Origin of the sequence: Neobacillus vireti (assembly GCF_036962345.1) — a bacterium.
GTDB classification, from domain to species: domain Bacteria; phylum Bacillota; class Bacilli; order Bacillales; family Cytobacillaceae; genus Neobacillus; species Neobacillus vireti_A.
In genome coordinates this window covers 42440-59395 of sequence record NZ_JBALNB010000003.1, presented here as the reverse complement: position 1 = coordinate 59395, position 16956 = coordinate 42440, and the positions used below count along the sequence as shown (strand labels likewise).

Genomic DNA, 16956 nt, shown 5'->3' with positions numbered 1-16956 from the left:
GACGAGAGTCCGTCCCCATTCTTTTTTATATTAGGCTGGTTTCGTAAAGAGTAGTGTTAAAATCTTAAAGCCGATTTTAACGTGGAAATATTTATTTTACGATTAAGATTAGTTTGCTGGCCCTTTTCTTATTAATTTATGCTATTTTTTACGGAAACATAGTACAATCTTTTAATTTTATTCCAAAAAGTACAAAGTTTAAGAAAAGAGCCTTATATTAAAGGAGTAATTTAGAATGAAATTTTTTACCTATTTTTATGAAAATGAGCTAGAATCACTATTTTTCCAAAAACCAAAGGACTTTTCAAAGTTTAGTGACCGTGAGCTTTTATCTTTTGGTCTTGGCGCTACGCTCTACATGCCTGCAACTCGTCCAAATATTCATCAAGATATTCTCTCGAAAAAGCATGAAGGATTAACATCCCTGGTGATTGACCTTGAAGATGCTGTTGGTGATATTGAACTGAAAAACGCAGAAGAATTGCTAGTTGCAGAATTATTAAAATTACATAGTGAATTTAACAAAAAATATTTAACCATAGATGATTTACCGCTCATGTTTATCCGTATTCGAAACCTAGAGCAGCTTAAACTGGTGAAAGAAAACTTAGGCAGTGCCATTCAGTTGTTAACAGGAGTGGTACTACCGAAATTTAATGCGGAGTCAGGGGAAGAATTACTAGCTGAGGTTTTGAAGATTCATAGAGAACACAAGCCTTTTTACGCCATGCCTATATTAGAAAGTGATAAAATCATACAAAAAGAATCCAGAATGACCGAGTTAATGTCCATTAAACATCTGCTAGATCGATATAAGGATCACATTCTGAATGTCCGAATCGGGGCGACAGATTTCTGCGGGTTATATGGAATCCGCAGAAGTGTCGATACAACAGTTTACGATATTGCGGTTTTAAGAGACTGTATTGCAGATATTATTAATGTTTTTCAACGTTCTGAAAGCCCTTATGTAATCTCTGGACCAGTCTGGGAATATTTCTCTTCTAAACCGAGGATGTTTAAGCCTCAGCTAAGACAAACCCCTTTTCGTGAACGTTACGGGGATGAAGGCTTGAAATGGCGGGCTGAATTAATCGACCAAAATGTGGATGGACTAATCAGAGAGGTGTTAATGGATATCGCCAACGGGCTTACAGGGAAAACCATTATCCATCCCACCCATATCAAAGCAGTCCAGGCTCTGAATGTTGTCACATACGAGGAATACATCGATGCATGTTCAATTGTGGAATCAGCTAACGATGAAAATGGAGTTAAGAAAAGTAATTTTTCAAATAAGATGAATGAAATAAAACCTCATTTATTTTGGGCGAAAAAAATCATTTTAAAATCACAGCTTTACGGGGTGCTACATGAAGGATACACAAATATTGACCTTATCAAAAAAGACGTATACGTATACCATTCTTGATGCAATTACCTGCAACATCGAGGTAAGAGATAACCCATACCAGTTACCTCTTGAAGGACTATTTACAATGGCAGCAAGAATCAATAAAAAACGATCGTTTTTGTTTGTTAGTAAAGTTCTTGGGAAACATTTGCCCATTGATCCAATAAAAGGCCTGCTTACGGGTGCATTACTTGCTGCTCGATTTGCGGAAAGTATCAAAGCTTGGAAGTACCAGGAAACAGAAAACCTAATTAGATCATTTAGGGAGAATGAGACGGAGTTTCAGAGTGCTCCTTTTATACCTAAGTCTGTTAATCCCGTTGTTATTGGATTTGCGGAGACTGCTACTGCCCTTGGTCACGCTTTTTTTGATTGCTTTGAAAATGCAGAGTATTTTCATACAACAAGGGAAGAGATTGATAGTCTAACACCGAGTATTACCTTTGAAGAGGAGCATTCTCACGCTACCTCCCATCGCTGCTATATTCCATTGAGCATGATTCAAAATGACCGTGAAATTATTCTGGTGGATGATGAAATGACCACGGGGAAAACGGCCATCAATATTATTGAATCTATTCATGCCCAGTTCCCAAGGAAGGAATATACTGTAGTATCGATATTGGATTGGCGTTCAGAGGCAAACATACAACGGTATAGTCAATTAGAAAAATCACTCGGGATAAAGATAAACGTTGTAAGCTTAATTGGCGGTAACGTTCAAGTAAACGAATTTAGTAAACTTGAAGTTCACGAAAATCATGAGGCATGCTTAAATACGAAAAAACCATGTATTGAAATTCTATCTCTATCTGCCTTTTTTAAGAGTGCACATGTAGCTGCAAATAATCAGACTCCTCTAATTCAGGAGACCGGACGCTTTGGTATAGACAGCAGAGCGAACCTCGACCTTCATCAGAAAATTCATGATGCAGCAGCTGTATTAAGGCAGCACAGAAACGGTACGAAAACGCTTTGTTTGGGAACCGGAGAATTTATGTATATCCCAATGAAATTGGCGGCGGAAATGGGCAGAAATGTCTTCTATCAATCTAGTACAAGAAGTCCAATCTTTCCTAAGGATGTTGAAGGCTATGGTGCAAGACAGCGAATAAGTTTTCCTAATCCAGAGGACCAGGATATTGCTCATTTCGTTTATAATATTCCTCCTTTTGAATACGATGAACTTTTTGTTTTTATTGAAAGAGAAGTCCCTGAAGGAAACCTTCAGCCATTCTTAAAACAAGTAGAAAAATTACAGATTAAGTCGATGAAAATCGTCTTTTTCTCGCATTAAACAGGGGTGAAAGAATGTCGATAATAACCAATCAGCCAGCTAAAATGGGAAGCTATTCGGAAGAAGATGTTCTTTTTCTATTAAAGGATTTAAGTCATATTGAATTGGAAGATTCAACGATTAACCGAGAAATTAAAGTTCAATCAGGTCAGCATTACAGTGAATCTCTGCCGATTGAATACCAGCCTCCAAAAGAATATGTAGATTTGTTTTGGCAATCGGCCACGGAATATAAGCGAAAGGTAGCTCTCTGTGTCGGAATAGTGGCAGAGCAAATCTATCAGGCTAAGGGTAGCCAAGCGACTCTTGTGTCACTTGCCAGAGCTGGCACACCTGTTGGAATTCTAATAAAAAGATATATTAAATTACGTTATGGCATCTCTTTGCCACATTATAGTGTTTCGATCATCCGGGATCGGGGCATTGATGAAAATGCACTTCACTATATTCTCTCAAAACATCCAGAAGGAAGTATTCAGTTTGTGGATGGCTGGACAGGAAAAGGGGCCATTTCAATTGAATTATCAAAGGCTTGCAATCTATATGAAAAAAACTATCAAGTAAAGCTTGATGACACCCTTGCGGTGATTGCTGACCCGGGCCATTGCACAAGCCTTTTTGGAACGAGAGAAGATTTCCTCATTCCAAGTGCTTGTTTAAATTCAACTGTTTCAGGTCTGGTAAGCCGTACTGTTTTAAATGAGCAGTATATTGGTAAAAACGATTTTCATGGGGCTAAATATTACCGAGAGCTGCTGGCTAGTGATGTATCCAATGATTATATTGATTTGATTACGGATGAATATCCAGCCATTATCCATGAAGCGGAGAATATTGCGTTACAGCGAAAGCATCAGGATATTAAAAATGCATTCTTGGGTATGCAGGATGTGAAACAGATTCAAGCTGAATTTGGAATTGATAATACGAATTATATCAAACCAGGTGTCGGCGAAACAACAAGAGTTCTACTCCGGCGCATCCCATGGAAAATCCTTATGCGTGATCCTGCTAGTCCTTATGTAAAACATATTCTGATGCTAGCAGCAGAAAAAAGCGTTGAGGTGGAAGCCTATCCGGAGATGAATTATTTATGTATGGGTTTAATAAAAAGCTTTAAGGGGACTAGTAAATGATAACAGCATCAGATCTTGACCGAACTCTTATGTATTCTAATCGGGCGCTAGAAGAATTCGGAAGACCGGAGGATAAAGCGTTAAAACCAGTTGAAATGCATAGAGGAAACTGGACAGGCTATATGACAGAAGCTTCCTTTTCCATGTTAAAAGAAATCAACAAGCATAGTTTGTTTATCCCTGTCACAACAAGAACGACTGAGCAATTTAAGAGATTTGTGATTTTTGAAAAAGAAATACCTTTAACCTATGCGGTGACTACAAATGGAGCACATGTTTTATATAATGGAGAGCCATTAAAGGACTGGTCTGAACAATTATACTCTCAATTAAAGAATGGATGTTCACCTGAGGAAGAGCTGCAGTCTGCCTTGAAAAAGTCAGGTATCTATTTAGATGGGGAAAGAAAGCAGGCGGAGAAATTATTTTTTTACTATCTATTAAATTGCCTTCCGACCCCATCAGAACTTTTGGAAATTCGTGAACTTACAGCAGCATATGGCTGGAAAATGAGCCTGCAAGGAAGAAAACTTTACTTTATCCCTAATGCAATTAGCAAAGGAAAGGCATTAGAATTTATTTGTAATCGAGAAGGAAAGGAAGCATTGGCAGGTGCTGGGGATTCTGTTTTAGATTGGGATTTCCTAAAAGACTGCACCTATCGTTTTGTCCCAAGTCACGGAGAACTGCTAAAAGTCAGGGGATCAGGTGATATATCACTTACCGACCAGTGCGGCGTTGCTGCCGGAGAAGAAATTCTCCAGCAATTTCTGAATGTATTAGCACTTAAAATCTAACCATTTTTTAAATAAGGATAGAAGAAAAATATATAGATTGAATAGAATACAGCAAAAGAAGTACAAAAAAAGAATATAGACATACCAACCGTGACGAGAACGGGAGAAAGTAACAGTGTAAAAAGTAAGCATAACCAGAATAAATCGATTATAACGAAGGTTTTCGAGAGCATTAAATCCATCATTAAATTTAATTCCTCGCTTACTTCATCTATTCTTGGCCGCCTGTATAAAAACCTCATGAAGTCACCTACTTATCTGTCAGTACTTAAATCATATGTAAGGACAAGGAAAAAGGTGAAAAATGAGGAATGTACCTATTCGGAATTAAATAAACCGCTTTTTTCCAAAAACGAAACATTTTGTGATTACGTCCGTATAAACAATGAACCAATTAATTAACTGTGATATGATGGTAAAGAACACCCTTACATAATTTTACTGTAACAAAAAATCTTTCGCTTTTTTGAGGGAAGGGATATGAATGAATTTACCATACAACCAAATGAATGTCCGACCCTTATCCCTTTCATTTGAAAATTGGCTTGATACGCTGAAAATGCCCCTGTCAGAACGGCCAGAATTTTCATTTGACAAGGGAAGTATTCAGATTGGGCAAGTAGTGGGGAAATTTCTTGGAATTCCGATTGATAGTGATGAGTATTATAATCAGCTTTTTGATTATGTCACGTCGCCTGAACCAGGGTTAGTGTTATTAAGTGAGGAATCATTAAATAAAAACATTGATAATCAACACTTTCAATCGATTCAAAAGGTACTGAATATCAGCCAGGAACAGAAGCTTTCAATCAATCGGTTCACCGCTTTTCTCGACGGTGAACAGCTATTGTATAAGTCAAAAATCCCAGCCATCCATCGAAAAATCAGGGAAGCGATGATCAGTACGCTTGAACTCTTTACGCACCGTGAAAAGGATGGTTTAAAAAATCATGAACTAAGAAGGGTTCTAGTCGACGTGATAAAATGGTCGATGAACCATTTGAATCCTTTATTAGAGGAGATTGATTTGCAAAAGGGAATGCCGAAATTTTTATGGTATGGCGATATGAAAAGAAGTCAGCCTTATTTTGTATATTTTTTAATTAAGATGGGCTGCGATCTAGTGATTTTTCATCCTGAGGCCAAGGATGGTTTAGCTGGATTTCTTGACGAAGAAATCTTTACCCATCATTATCCAAACAAACAACCTGCAGAACCTTTTCCAAAAGAGAGAAGAAATCGCCAAACGACTGTCGCATACCGGGCATCCAGAGAGATAGAGAATATTCTCCATCAGGAAGGTGCAGGTTTATATAAACCGTGGCAGCTAAGGGATTACACACCTTCTTCCATTACTCTGAAAACCACTTATGATGAGTTATTTATTCTTGGGAAAGAAATCGCCATGGTGCGGCCAGGTTTTGAGGTTGAGAATGGACAGGTTAAGATTCCTTCACTCTTTGCGAAAATCCAGGGAGTAAGTAAAAATCGAAAAGAGTATTGGGATCGAATTCAAAGCCTCGCAGAATTCGATCATACCCTGTTGATTCGCCAACTGCCCTTTACATGGTCAAGCTCTAACGATTTTCGCTTTCACTATCGTAACGCTCTAGGCAGGGATGGATTATTGAATCCAGAAACGATGATGCAGGCGCACTATTGGCCGTATTCCCTTCTGCCGACTGGGTTGCAAAAAGGGATTGCCAATGCGATTCGACGAATTTGTGAGAAACCAGGTTTAAAGCCATTGCTAGGGGAAAATATGGAAGAGGTAAGCATCTTTTTATTTAGTCAGGCGATGTTTACACCAAAAGATGTCATCCAATTAATGGAAAAATTTGATTACTCCCAGCATGTACCGAAGTTAATCATTTATAACAATGAATGCCGCGGTATGCTGTCGAGAACGGATGCAGCGCTTCTCCTGCTTCTAAATCAATTTGGGATTGATATTATTATCTATAACCCACCAGGCCATAATGATATTGAAAATTTCCTTCATGATCGTTTATTTGATACCCACTGGCTGGAGGATGTAGTATTTGAATTAGAATATAAAGAACCTTTTAAGCTGAAGAAAGGGTTCTTCCAAGGAATTCTAAGAAATTTAAGGGGAGATTAAGCATGAATCTACAAAAACAGTCTGCCGACTTAATGACAGCAACTACAGAAGATACACTTAATGAAGCAAAGATTTCAGACATTAAGCTTGCCCTTCGGAAGGAAACAGAAGTTCAGAATTTGGCCAGGTCAATTGACGAAAGAGACCAAATAAAAATCTTGGAGTTCGGGAAAGAGCCTGCTGTTCAAATCTCTCGTTTCTCTGATCAAATCTTAGGGAATATGAGAACCACAAAAGTCGAAGATTCAGGCGAGCTGCTTAAACAGCTTACCAAAATCATGGATAAGTTTGACCCAAAGGATTTTCAAAAAACTTCACCTGGATTTTTCGGCAAGCTCTTTAAAAAGGGTGAAAAAATGATTGAAAAGGTATTTGGCAAATACCAGACTATGGGTTCTGAAATCGATAAGGTTTACGTAGAAATATCCAAGTATCAGCATGAAATGGTCGATTCAACGAAAATGCTCGAGAATATGTACGAGCAAAATTATCAATACTATATGACGCTGGAAAAATATGTAGTGGCAGGCGAAATGAAGGTAGAAGAACTTAAAAACAATCAGTTGCCACAGCTGGAAGCCCGGGTTGCCGCAGGTGACCAGATTGCTTCCATGCAATTGGATACCTTGAAAAATTCAATTGAAGCTTTAGAGCAGCGTATCTATGACCTTGAAATGGCAAAGATGGTATCATTGCAGACGGCTCCGCAAATTCGCTTGCTACAGCGAGGAAACACAAAGCTGATTGGAAAAATTAATTCAGCTTTCGTAACAACGATTCCAATTTTTAAAAATGGCCTCATTCAAGCTGTCGCTGCGAAAAGGCAGAAGCTTGTGGCTGACTCCATGAGTGAGCTTGATCGCCGGACCAACGAAATGCTGTTGAAGAATGCGTCAAACATTTCAAAACAAAGCACAGACATTGCAAGGCTCGCAGGTGGTCCAAGTATTAAAATTGAGACGATTGAAGAATCCTGGAACATTATTATTAAAGGTATGCAGGAAACAAGAGCCATTGAAGAAGAAAACAAACGCTTGCGTGTTGAGGGTACAAAGCGCTTAGAGCAGCTGCAGGATAACTTTAAAAAGTTGAAACAACAATACTAATTGATTGTTACTATAAAATTTATTTTATGAGGTGAATGTTATGGCTATTAGCTTACAAAAAGGTCAAAGAGTAGATTTAACAAAAGGAAATCCAGGACTTTCTAAAATCTTGGTAGGATTAGGCTGGGATCCTGTTCAAGCCGGTAAGAGTGGAGGCGGCGGTCTCTTCGGCGGTTTGTTTGGCGGCGGCGGAGCAGGCGGAGGTGCCAACGTAGACTGTGATGCGTCGGTCATTATGCTTGGTGCGAACGATAAGATTCAAAACAATAAAGATGTCATATATTTTGGAAATTTACGGAGCGCTGACGGAAGCGTTCAGCACTCAGGGGACAACCTTACGGGCGATGGAGACGGTGACGATGAGCAAGTAATGATTGATTTAAGCCGCGTTCCTGCAAGCGTTCAAAAGCTTGTATTTGTCGTTAACATCTATGATTGTGTAAAAAGAAAGCAGCACTTCGGTATGATCCGTAATGCCTTTATTCGAGTGGTAAATCCTTCTAACAATAATGAATTAATTCGTTATAATTTATCGGATGATTATAGCGGACAAACATCATTAGTAGTTGGCGAAATTTATCGTCATAACACTGAATGGAAGTTCGCTGCTGTAGGAACTGGTACAACAGCAGCCAGCTTAAGTGAAGTAGTTCGTTCTTATTCTTAATTATTGGGGAACAGGCTTTGCTTGTTCCTTCTACTATTACGTTCTAAAGAGGTGAGATAGTTGGGTATCAATTTATCTAAGGGACAAAGAATTGATTTAACGAAAACCAACCCAGGATTAACAAAGGCTGTTATTGGTCTTGGCTGGGATACAAACCGCTATTCTGGTGGACACGACTTCGATCTAGACGCATCTGCGTTTTTAACAGATGCAAATGGCCGGGTTACCCAGGATTTAGATTTTATTTTTTATAATAATTTAGCTCATACCTCTGGCGGAGTCGAGCATACAGGAGATAACCGCACGGGTGAGGGTGACGGGGATGACGAACAAATCAAAATTGATTTCAGCAAGGTTCCTTCCCATGTCCACCGAATTGCCATTGCGGTCACGATTCACGATGCGGATGCACGTAACCAAAATTTTGGACAAGTAACCAATGCCTTTGCCCGGTTGTTTGACGAAGAAACCAATCGCGAAATTCTTCGCTTCGACCTTGGAGAGGACTTTTCTGTAGAAACAGCCGTCGTCATTTGTGAGCTATATCGTCACAATGCTGAATGGAAATTTAACGCTATTGGCAGCGGGTTTTCAGGTGGATTGGCCGCGCTATGCCGAAATTATGGATTAGAAGTATAAAGTTTTTAAAGGAAAGCTGCCGAGCTGGCGGCTTTTCTTTGCGTTTTCGGGAGTTTCACAATGAAAATATGTTTATTGGAAAATATATCTGCGTTTATTTGATTTTATCTGCGATAAATCAAATATGTCTGCGATAATCGAAATATATCTGCGTTTCTGGGAATATATCTGCGAGACCCAATTTTGCCTTCAAAAAACAGTAATTTCCCCGCACTTATGCCATATATTTACCAAGTCTTTCGTCACATCTATCATGTTATAATTCTAGTAAGTATACAAAATACTAGGAGGATGATAACATGCGTAAATGGGTCGTTTCCTCCATCATTGCCGGTTTATTTCTGTCGATGATTACCACCTCACAAGCTTCATTTGACAGTATCATGTTAGGTGATTATCCAAGAAACTCTGAACTTTTTAAATTTATAAATACACAATCTTCCCTCGACCAACTAGATCAAATGATTGAATTACCAAAAACCCTTTTTGATGAAAAAGAAGCTGCAGTAATCATTAATCGGATTGGCAATCTGCCAGAAGCTCTTTTAGAAAAAAGTAACAATCAAGGCATTATTATTAAACTTTTCACAGGAAAATTAACGGATAACCGAACTGCTCGCTATTTAGCGGGGCAAATACCTAGAGGCTATCATTCACAAACTACGTGGGATGAGGTGCCGGGAATTGGCGGCTCGCAAGTAGTTTTGGTGAAAATTGGCCACAGTGATAAAGGCAACGGGCACGGATCCGTAAACTTAGAACTTCATGAGTTTGCCCATTCGATTGATCATCTTGTCTATGAAAATATAAGTAAAGGGAAAGAATTTCAGTTGATTTGGGAAGAGGAGCGCGGGATATTGTTCCCTGGTAACCCATATTTTATTCTGCATGTAGAAGAGTACTATGCTGAAACTTTTGCGATGTATTTCTTAAATGATGAGACAAAAATACAATTACAAAATCTCGCTCCTAAAACGTATCAATTTTTTAAAGGTCTGGATTAAAGCTCCCAATATGGTAAAATGAAAAACATGAATGCATGAAAAGGAGTGTCGGTTTTGAAGCAGTATTTAGAACTATGTGAGCATGTTTTGAAAAATGGCCATGAAAAAGGAGATCGGACCGGAACGGGGACCATCAGTACTTTTGGTTATCAAATGCGATTTAATTTACAAGAGGGCTTCCCCTTATTAACGACTAAAAAATTACACTTAAAATCAATTATTTATGAATTGCTTTGGTTTTTAAATGGAGATACAAATGTACGGTATTTGCAGGAAAATGGCGTGCGAATTTGGAATGAATGGGCGGATGAAAATGGCGAATTGGGCCCAGTATATGGACATCAATGGCGCTCATGGACCGGTGCGGATGGAACGACAGTCGACCAAATCAGTGAGTTAATTCATCAAATCAAGACCAATCCTAACTCGAGAAGACTGATTGTGAATGCTTGGAATGTAGCAGAAATCGATAAAATGGCGTTAGCTCCGTGTCATTGCTTATTTCAATTTTACGTGGTAGATGGCAAATTATCTTGTCAGTTGTATCAACGTTCAGCAGATGTCTTTCTTGGCGTACCGTTCAACATTGCATCTTACGCTATGTTGACCATGATGATCGCTCAGGTGTGTGATCTAGAACCTGGTGAATTTGTTCACTCATTTGGTGATGTGCATATCTATCAAAACCATTTAGAGCAAGTGAAAATGCAAATGGACAGGGAGCCTCGACCATTACCGAAATTAAAGATTAATCCAAATGTGAAGGATATTTACTCGTTTGAATTTGAAGATTTCGCATTAGAAGGATATGACCCACATCCACATATTAAAGGAGTCGTTTCTGTATGATATCCTTTATTGTTGCCATGGATGAAAACCGAGTCATTGGCAAGGACAACCAGTTGCCTTGGCACTTACCGGAGGATTTAAAGTTTTTCAAACGAACAACGATGGGCCACCCGATTGCCATGGGCAGGAAAACGCATGAATCTATCGGTCGGGCGCTTCCAGGTAGAGAAAATATTGTGATTACTCGGCAATTAGATTATAAAAGCAACGATGTAACAATATTCTACTCGATGGAGGAATTTGTAGAATACTGCAGAAATCAAGAAGATGAGATCTTCGTAATTGGCGGCGCTGAAATCTTTAAAGAAACGTTTCCGTTTGCAGACCGTTTATATATTACACATATTGACGAAGAATTTGAGGGAGATACATACTTCCCAGAGTTTAATGAACGTGAATGGAAGCTTGTTTCCAGTGTAAAAGGGATTAAGGACGAGAAAAATCCTTATAAGTATGAATTTAGAATTTACGATCGTATCGTGAAAGGCAGCCATTAATGTGCTGTCTTTTTTATGTTGCAAGAAAATTTACGTAAATATCCTAAACAAATTTCTTCCTTTTACTTTATACTATTTTATAACATGAAAAGGGGGCAACTATGTTTAGGCTTATCACATGTTTTATGTACTTGAGCGGTTATTTGATTTACAGCATCCCGCAGCTGGCAAAATTAAAGAGGCTGAGTAAAGATCTGCCAGTTCACGAACGGGATAAAATAGCGATTGAATATCCGAAAAGATTTTCGAAAACATTTATGAAACTAACAGGTTCAAAAGTAACCGTTAATGGTTTGGACATGATTCCAGAGGGACCAGTTGTTTTTATTGCGAATCATGAAAGTGATATTGATATCCCCGTCTTGCTGTCAGCCATTGATAAACCATTCGGTTTTGTTTCAAAAATTGAAATGAAGAAGGTACCGATTATTTCATCGTGGCTTAAGGCGATTAATTGTATTCTAGTTGATCGAAAAGACACTCAACAAGCTCTTAACAGCATGCGGGATGGTGTTACATTACTCAAAGAAGGTCATTCTCTCGTTATTTTTCCAGAAGGAAGGAGAAGTAAAGGAGGACCAGTCCTGGCCTTTAAAGTGGGTGGTATTCGACTTGCACAAGATGCAGGTGTGCCCATCGTTCCAATTTCAATCAAAGGAACAGCCGATGTGTTTGAAAAGAATGGGAGGATCATAAAACCTGCAGAAATAACAGTAACAATCGGACGCCATATTGATCCCAAGGCTAATTGTCAGAAAGACTTTAATGAAATAACGGAAGAAGTCCGCCAAATTATTATTGCGAATCGAGATGGTCAGGGGATCGCATCATAGAAAAGAAGCATCGACATCGATGCTTCTTTCCTTTTTAAAAATAGACGCCATTTAATTCGTAATCAGCTAGTTTATCAAGCATTCCTTTGAATTCGTCTGGATGGCAGAAGTCCTCCTCATGGAAGTGTGCTTTCACCCATTGAATTAATTCGGCAGGGCTATTAAAGTATTCCCCACTGCTGTCACTCTTGCGAATCATATACCTCCCATTATCCTCGTCGATGGTGACTTCAACTGGGAGGGCACCATCAAAACTGCTGAGTGAAAATTCCATCTTCATCACATCCATTCTTTTTAGATATCCAATAGTATATGTTTCCGTTGATAAAATTATAAACGGTAAAACGCACAATTGTCAAAATATTTACTCAATTTAAAGTTGGATTATTCATTGACTTAAGAAGCCGTTCTTGGTAAATTGTTAAGAGTAAATAGTAGAGAAATAAATGCGTAAAGTCACTTCTAGGTAATATTTCTTAGATAATGTGAAATTAATATGAATTTTCGCGAATAATTTACTCAAAACGGTATATCAATACTATAATCGTAGTAGAAAGATAATTAACCTAAAGGGGATGTATACATGTTCTCAAATATTGGAATACCAGGATTAATCCTTATTTTAACATTAGCTCTTATCATTTTTGGACCAAAGAAGCTGCCTGAAATAGGTCGTGCCTTCGGACAAACATTGAAGGAATTCAAGAAATCAACACGTGAATTAACCGATGATGTAATGAAGGACATCGATGATGAAAAGCAAAAATTGACTAAATAAGGGTGTAAGATTCATTCTTGCACCTTTTTTTCATCATTTTTCTTTTAAACTATAACAATGATGATAATCGTGTTTATGAAAAAAATCATATTCAACCTTTGAAATTGGCAGGGGAATTACATGGAAGATAAAGAATTACAATTAGTGGATCATTTAGATGAATTGCGCAAACGGATTATTATCTCCGCGATAGCATTTGTTGTTTTTTTCATTGTTGGCTTTATTTATGTGACCGATATATACGATTGGTTAGTTCGTGACCTTGAAGTGAAATTAATCGTTCTTGGTCCAAGCGATATTATTTGGGTCTACTTTATGATTGCAACGATCATCGCAATTGCAGGCACCATTCCAGTGCTGGCAAGCCAAATATGGTTGTTTGTGAAGCCGGCACTTAAACCGCTTGAAAGAAGAATAACCCTTTCTTACATTCCTGCATTGTTTATTTTGTTTATTGTGGGACTGGCATTTGGATATTTTATTATCTTCCCAATGGTACTTGAGTTTTTAGTAAAAATGGGAGCAGATATGTTTGTAACGAACTTTACAGCAGATCGATACTTCCGCTTTATTATGAACATGACTCTTCCGTTTGGCGTTCTGTTTGAGTTACCAGCGGTAGTAATGTTCCTAACTTCCCTTGGGATTATTAATCCATTTGTTTTAGCTAAAATTCGTAAATACGCATATTTTGTATTAATCTTAATTGCGATTGTTATTACACCACCGGATTTCATGTCAGATTTTGTTGTAACGCTGCCATTGTTATTGCTATATGAAATCTCTATAAACTTATCAAAGATTGTACACAAGAAAAGAATGAAAAAGCTTGCGGAACAAGAAGCAGAATTTGCAGAAGAAGCATAAATAAAACACAAGAATATGTTTTAAAAAGCCCTCATTCTAACAACCGAATGAGGGCTATATTTATGACTGATTTTTTTCACTCATCCATTCCTGGAATTTTATGTACTTACGGTACTCATGAAAATCTTCTTTCTTTAAGCCATCCTCTATCGCCTGGCGAATCAATACCTTCCATTCCTCATCTAATTCATTATCATCAACTTTTTGTGATATTGTTTCTTGTAAAAGATAATCAATACTTGTCTCTAAAGGCTTAGACACTTTTGCTAGAAATTGGAGAGAGGGATTGGACTGTAAACCTCTCTCAAGCTGGCTCAAGTAAGATTTTGAAACATCAGCTAACCGACCTAATTCCGTTATTGAGTAACCCTTTTCTTGCCTTAGTCTTTTAATCTTCTTTCCTATCATATCACCTTCATCTCCTAATTTAGAAAAAGTCTCAGTTTAATTATACATTATAAAGAACAATAAGTTCTATATAAAATCCAGAATGGCGAGATATCATGTGAAAAACAAAGGAAAATAGAGATATCCTGTTCTTAATAAAGAATTTAGGCTTTTTCATAAGTTTTCAATATTGTTAATTTGTTTTATACTGACTCTGTGTATTCTTTTTAAAGAACGAATTAAAATTGCAGGATTCTATTAAGAAAATTTTTAATTCAGAATGAGAAGGGGGGGAAGATTAACTCTTGTAGACAAGGAATCCTATTAAATGATCATCTACCTCAATTCATAACGAATTAGATACGGAGAGGGCTTGGTATGAAAAAAAATAAATATATATTGATTAGTGCAATGATTATTTCCTCTATTCTACTCTTACTATCTTTAAGTCAGGTCAGTAATACAAAAGCGGATGAATCTGAATATATGGTTGATATTTCAACCAATCCTTCTGAGATTTTATTTAATGTCGGGAATATGAAACCTGGTGATTGGACTACCTCGGTCTTAGAGGTAAACAATGAAGGAAACCTTGATTTCAACTTCTCTGTTAATTCACATCAGGAATCCGGAGATTTATATTTGTATAATCAGTTTTTTCTAAGAGTTTCAGATAATGAGGGGACTCTATATGAGGGAAAGTTAAAAGATTTTGTAGATTTTCCTTTAGGGACGTTAGCAGCTGGAGTAAGTAATCCGTTAAAACTTATGGTAGAGCTCCCTTATGAAACAGGAAATGAGGCACAAGGAAAATCAACTTCATTTGTATTTGATTTTAATGCTGTTGGTCACGAAGAACAGATACCAATTGACGGACAATGCTTCGAACCACCTTTTAGTAATCGTAATTTTTCCCTGCAGCCAAAATCAACCGTCCCAATTAAGTTTCACCTAAGAGATTCGGATGGGGATCTGGAAAAAGAATTTTCACCAAATGTAAGATTAGAAGTGACGGGTCCTTCTCATAATGGAGGCAACATAAAGTATGTATTTACACAAAAAAATGGAGAATTAGATTTCCAGAAGGTCAATCCACCGCACTACCACGCACAGTTTTCACCATTTGATTACCCAGTAGTTGTGGGGCAATGGTATACGGCGACAGTCTATGTAAATGACAAGGAATATTGTAATAGGATTTTTCAAGTATTAGAACAAGGTAATCGTTCAAATGCTAAATAAATGGATAGAATATGCTGAAGGCCTTGGAAAAGTTCAAGGTCTTTTTTTTGTTTGTTAAATAACTTATCAAACTTTCCCTTCTTTCACCATACCAACTTAGCGAACAAAAAACCCTTTCCCAATATTAAAACACGACTACTTTAAAGGATAATATAAAGAACGAAATATTCTTAATAAAATACAAAAAGATGAGAAAACGGGAGGAACAACGAGATATTTCTATAAAAATGTTCTTTATTGAGAAAAAACGGACGTTTTTGAGGTTTTTCAAGTTCGTTATTTTACCCTATACTCAACTTATGAGTTCGTTACAAAGAACGAACAAAAAATAGTGTCTAAGGAAGTTGATGAAAATGAAAGAAAAAGTCACCAACTTCGTTCTTAATAAACTGCGACTGAAAAATTACATATTATTTAGAACGAATGAGGAGGGGGTTATCATCCGAAAATCTCGTTTGAAAAAATTCAGAAAGAAAAGCAAGAATCTCCTCATAGCAGCTCAGTTAGTTGCAATATGGTATCTGCTAATTATAGCTGGTTCGTACCTAACAACAAATACTGGCGCTTACTTTAATGATGTTGAAACCATTGAGGGTTCAATAAGTGTATCAGAAGATTTTTGTAAGGATGTACAAAATGGATCTGATTTTTGGCATAAATATTGTAAAGATAATGCAGGAATTGGAAATGGTCCAGACACACCAGATCAAAATACAGGAGAACATACCGACCCTGATAATCCAGGCCATAATAAAGGCGGCTGTGATGATCATACAAACGCACCATGTTCTGAAGCTAAACAAATTAATGAAACACATACAAGTAATTCAATTACATTAACATGGATTAAACCTTCAAATGTTAAGTTTGTAAGAATATACAAAAACGGTAGTGAAAAGCCAGTCGTTGATAACTTAATAGAAGAAATATTTATTGATGAAAACTTACTACCTTCTACTAAGTATAGTTACAAGATTACAACAGTTGATAATTCAGGGAAAGAATCACTAGGTTTAAATATTGATGTTACTACAAGTGGTGAAGATAGTCCTAGTGTGTTACCTGAAAATGTCACTGACCTAAAAGGAATCCGAAATGGGAATAGTCAAAACATCGAATTATCTTGGAAAAACCCAACTGGAATCAGTCATGTAAGGATATACAACCAAGCTGATTCGACACTTATTGAGGATAATGTAAAAGGTGAAAATATTAAATTAACATCCAATGATAAAGTGACGTATAGAGTAACTACAGTAGATAGTTCCGGTAATGAATCATCAGGTGTAACTGTAACTGTACCTCTAAAAGAGTAGAAAGA

At 37.4% G+C, this 16956-nt stretch carries 18 protein-coding genes; 16 read left to right on the top strand and 2 right to left on the bottom strand.

Features of this window, described 5'->3' with window-relative positions:
• Positions 1-235: 235 nt before the first annotated feature.
• The 12 genes from V7108_RS01720 (at position 236) to V7108_RS01665 (ending at position 12361) form a co-directional block, all read left to right on the top strand.
• Complete coding sequence (locus V7108_RS01720; RefSeq protein ID WP_335567227.1) at positions 236-1432, top strand: HpcH/HpaI aldolase/citrate lyase family protein; 1197 nt, start codon at positions 236-238, stop codon at positions 1430-1432.
• Positions 1374-2711, top strand: coding sequence for a phosphoribosyltransferase family protein (locus V7108_RS01715; RefSeq protein WP_335567226.1), 1338 nt, complete (start codon positions 1374-1376; stop codon positions 2709-2711). The genes V7108_RS01720 and V7108_RS01715 overlap by 59 nt, the downstream gene beginning before the upstream one ends.
• 14 nt (positions 2712-2725) lie before the next feature.
• On the top strand, positions 2726-3847 hold the full coding sequence (locus tag V7108_RS01710) for a cysteine protease StiP family protein (protein WP_335567225.1): 1122 nt from the start codon (positions 2726-2728) through the stop codon (positions 3845-3847).
• Complete coding sequence (locus tag V7108_RS01705) at positions 3844-4644, top strand: hypothetical protein (RefSeq protein ID WP_335567224.1); 801 nt, start codon at positions 3844-3846, stop codon at positions 4642-4644. The genes V7108_RS01710 and V7108_RS01705 overlap by 4 nt, the downstream gene beginning before the upstream one ends.
• Positions 4645-5128: 484 nt before the next feature.
• Positions 5129-6766: a YceG family protein gene (locus V7108_RS01700; RefSeq protein WP_335567223.1), complete on the top strand. Its 1638-nt coding sequence runs from the start codon at positions 5129-5131 to the stop codon at positions 6764-6766.
• A 32-nt stretch (positions 6767-6798) separates the two neighbouring features.
• Positions 6799-7872 (top strand): toxic anion resistance protein, encoded by a 1074-nt coding sequence (locus V7108_RS01695; RefSeq protein ID WP_335567293.1) that lies wholly within the window; start codon positions 6799-6801, stop codon positions 7870-7872.
• A 40-nt stretch (positions 7873-7912) separates the two neighbouring features.
• Positions 7913-8539 carry a TerD family protein gene (locus V7108_RS01690; RefSeq protein ID WP_335514377.1) on the top strand — a complete coding sequence of 209 codons (627 nt, stop codon included), beginning with the start codon at positions 7913-7915 and terminating at the stop codon, positions 8537-8539.
• 60 nt (positions 8540-8599) lie between these two features.
• Positions 8600-9178: a TerD family protein gene (locus V7108_RS01685; RefSeq protein WP_335514375.1), complete on the top strand. Its 579-nt coding sequence runs from the start codon at positions 8600-8602 to the stop codon at positions 9176-9178.
• A 299-nt stretch (positions 9179-9477) separates the two neighbouring features.
• Positions 9478-10182 carry an anthrax toxin lethal factor-related metalloendopeptidase gene (locus V7108_RS01680; RefSeq protein ID WP_335567222.1) on the top strand — a complete coding sequence of 235 codons (705 nt, stop codon included), beginning with the start codon at positions 9478-9480 and terminating at the stop codon, positions 10180-10182.
• Positions 10183-10236: 54 nt separating this feature from the next.
• A complete protein-coding gene (locus V7108_RS01675) occupies positions 10237-11031 on the top strand; it encodes a thymidylate synthase (protein WP_335567221.1) in 795 nt (264 codons plus the stop codon).
• Complete coding sequence (locus V7108_RS01670; RefSeq protein ID WP_335567220.1) at positions 11028-11528, top strand: dihydrofolate reductase; 501 nt, start codon at positions 11028-11030, stop codon at positions 11526-11528. Before V7108_RS01675 ends, V7108_RS01670 begins: the two co-directional genes overlap by 4 nt.
• Before the next feature lie 101 nt (positions 11529-11629).
• Positions 11630-12361 (top strand): lysophospholipid acyltransferase family protein, encoded by a 732-nt coding sequence (locus tag V7108_RS01665; protein ID WP_335567219.1) that lies wholly within the window; start codon positions 11630-11632, stop codon positions 12359-12361.
• A 34-nt stretch (positions 12362-12395) separates the two neighbouring features.
• Here the strand turns inward: V7108_RS01665 and V7108_RS01660 are convergent, their stop codons facing one another.
• Positions 12396-12635, bottom strand: a complete 240-nt coding sequence (locus V7108_RS01660; protein WP_335567218.1) for a hypothetical protein — start codon at positions 12633-12635, stop codon at positions 12396-12398.
• A gap of 309 nt (positions 12636-12944) precedes the next feature.
• Between V7108_RS01660 and V7108_RS01655 the strand changes: the two genes are divergently transcribed.
• Together V7108_RS01655 and tatC are read left to right on the top strand one after the other, a co-directional pair.
• Positions 12945-13139 (top strand): twin-arginine translocase TatA/TatE family subunit, encoded by a 195-nt coding sequence (locus V7108_RS01655; RefSeq protein WP_335520601.1) that lies wholly within the window; start codon positions 12945-12947, stop codon positions 13137-13139.
• Positions 13140-13259: 120 nt separating this feature from the next.
• Entirely contained in the window at positions 13260-14006 is a 747-nt protein-coding gene (tatC, locus tag V7108_RS01650) for a twin-arginine translocase subunit TatC (RefSeq protein WP_335567217.1), read from the top strand.
• A 60-nt stretch (positions 14007-14066) separates the two neighbouring features.
• On the opposite strand, the gene V7108_RS01645 is transcribed toward tatC, so the two are convergent.
• Complete coding sequence (locus V7108_RS01645) at positions 14067-14414, bottom strand: helix-turn-helix domain-containing protein (protein ID WP_335567216.1); 348 nt, start codon at positions 14412-14414, stop codon at positions 14067-14069.
• 357 nt (positions 14415-14771) lie between these two features.
• On the opposite strand from V7108_RS01645, the gene V7108_RS01640 reads away from it, so the two are divergent.
• Positions 14772-15635, top strand: coding sequence for a hypothetical protein (locus tag V7108_RS01640; protein WP_335567215.1), 864 nt, complete (start codon positions 14772-14774; stop codon positions 15633-15635).
• Positions 15636-15988: 353 nt separating this feature from the next.
• Positions 15989-16951, top strand: a complete 963-nt coding sequence (locus tag V7108_RS01635) for a SipW-dependent-type signal peptide-containing protein (protein ID WP_335567214.1) — start codon at positions 15989-15991, stop codon at positions 16949-16951.
• The last annotated feature ends 5 nt before the right edge of the window (positions 16952-16956 follow it).